The sequence below is a fragment of the Protofrankia symbiont of Coriaria myrtifolia genome (genome assembly GCF_900634755.1).
GTDB classification, from domain to species: domain Bacteria; phylum Actinomycetota; class Actinomycetes; order Frankiales; family Frankiaceae; genus Protofrankia; species Protofrankia coriariae.
Genome location: NZ_CAAAFS010000261.1, coordinates 1 through 2,104, shown reverse-complemented (window position 1 = coordinate 2,104; position 2,104 = coordinate 1). Strand labels below are relative to the sequence as shown.

The following is a 2,104-nucleotide window of genomic DNA, read 5'->3' as shown; positions in this document are numbered from 1 at the left end:
GCGGGGGTTGTGCTGGTGGCCGCCGCGCGTAGGGCGGTGTCGATGTCGGGGTGGGAGAAGGTGAAGCCGGCGTCAAGGAGCCGGTGCGGCAGGACGCGCTGGGAGACGAGCACGCCGCCGTCGGCGAAACCGCCGAGGGCGATCCGCAGCGCCGCGGCCGGTACCGGCAGGATCGCCCGCCGGCCCACCGCCGCGCCGAGAGCCTGGGCGAAGGCGATGTTGGTGACCGGTGCCGGACTGGTCAGGTTCACCGGGCCGCGCAGGCCGTCCGCGGCCAGCAGAAAGATGATCGCCGCTGTCTCGTCCGCCAGGGTGATCCAGCTCAGCCACTGCCGGCCCGAGCCCAGCCGGCCACCGAGGCCGCGCCGAAACAACGGGAGCTGCCGGGCCAGCGCGCCGCCGCGCGCCGAGAGGACGACCCCCGAACGCAGGTGGCACACGCGCACACCGGCCTCCTCGGCGGCGGCGGTGGCCGCTTCCCAGTCGGCCACCACCTCGGCGAGGAAACCGCTCCCACGGGGCTCGGACTCGTCGACCGGACGGTCCCCGGTGTCGCCGTACCAACCGGTCGCGCTCGCGGACAGCAGCACCCGCGGCCGCGGGTGGGTGGCGGCCACCGCGGTGGCCAGCAGGGTCGTCCCGGACACCCGGCTGTCGCGGATCCGCCGCCTGTAACGGGCGGTCCAACGGTGGTCGCCGACCCCGGCGCCAGCCAGGTGGACGACCGCGTCGGCCCCGGCCAGGGCGGCCGGCTCGAGCGTGCCGCGGGCCGGATCCCAGCGGATCTCCGAGCCGTCCCGCACGGGCCGCCGGACCAGGGTGCGCACGGTGTGCCCGTCGGCCCGCAGGGCCGGGACGAGCGCCGACCCGATCAGGCCGGATGCGCCGGAGACAACGACGTCCACGGGCTGATCCTCACCCCTGGATGGCTGGCGGGCGAGCCGGCCCGCCAGCCACGGCCGTCAAGCATGATCACCAAACGTGGGTCGGGTACGCGCCGGTCACGTACCGGCTCCCGGCCCCGGTCGTGGATCATCTGGTCATCGGATGGTCACAGGCCGAGTTCGGCCTCGAACGAGCCTTCCTCCAGGCGCCTGCGCAGGGTGGTGAGGAAACGGGCCGCGTCGGCGCCATCGACGATCCGGTGGTCGTAGGTGAGCGCGAGGTACACCGTCGAACGTACCGCGATGATCTCGCCGAGCTCGGGGTCGTCGACGACCGTGGGCCGCTTGACCACCGCGCCGGTCCCGAGGATCCCGACCTGCGGCTGGTTGATGATCGGCGTGTCGAACAGGGCGCCGCGGCTGCCGGTGTTGGTCAGGGTGAAGGTGCCGCCGCCGAGCTCGTCCGGGGTGACCCGGTTCTCCCGTGTCCGGGTCGCCAGATCGTCGATCTTGCGCGCCATCCCGGTGAGGTTGAGGTCACCGGCGTGGTGGATGACCGGGACGAGCAGCCCCCGGTCGGTGTCCACGGCGATGCCCAGATGCTCGGCGTCGTAGTAGGTGATCGTGCCCTGTTCGATGTCCACGCTGGCGTTGACGTTGGGGTGCTCGCGCAGCGCCTCGCAGGTCGCGACCGCGAAGAACGGCAGGAACGACAGCTTGACGCCCTCCCGCGCCTCGAACGCCTTCTTCGCGCGGTCGCGCAGCCGGGCGATGCGGGTGACGTCGGCCTCGACGACGGTGGTGAGCTGCGCGCTGACCTGGAGGGACTCGACCATCCGCTGCGCGATCACCGAACGTAGCCGCGACAGCTTCTCGGTGCGGCCACGCAGCGAGACCGGTGCCGCCGCGGGCGCGGCAGGCGCAGCCGGTGCCGCAGCGGGCACCGCCACCGGCGAGGCAGCGGGAGCGGCCGGGGCCGCTGCTGCCGGGCTGGCCGGGGTGCGTGCCGCGTCGATGACGTCCTGCTTGCGGATGCGGCCGCCGACACCGGTGCCCGTCACCGCGGCGAGGTCCACGTCGTGCTCGGCGGCGAGCCGCCGGACCAGCGGAGTGACATAGGCCCCGAGGGAGCCGCTGCCGTTGGCCGGGGAGGCGGTGGCCGGTGCCGACGGTGTGAGCTCCTGGGCCGGAACGGCCGGCGGGGGAGCCTGGGCCGCGGC

Annotated in this window: 2 protein-coding genes; both read right to left on the bottom strand. The window is 74.2% G+C overall.

The features are described from left to right. Positions 1 to 905, bottom strand: a 905-nt coding sequence (locus CM1CMNOD_RS14875; RefSeq protein WP_131774041.1) for a TIGR01777 family oxidoreductase, incomplete at its 3' end; no start/stop codon positions are given. 146 nt (positions 906 to 1,051) lie between these two features. After that, positions 1,052 to 2,104, bottom strand: a 1,053-nt coding sequence (sucB, locus tag CM1CMNOD_RS14870) for a 2-oxoglutarate dehydrogenase, E2 component, dihydrolipoamide succinyltransferase (RefSeq protein WP_131774040.1), incomplete at its 5' end; no start/stop codon positions are given.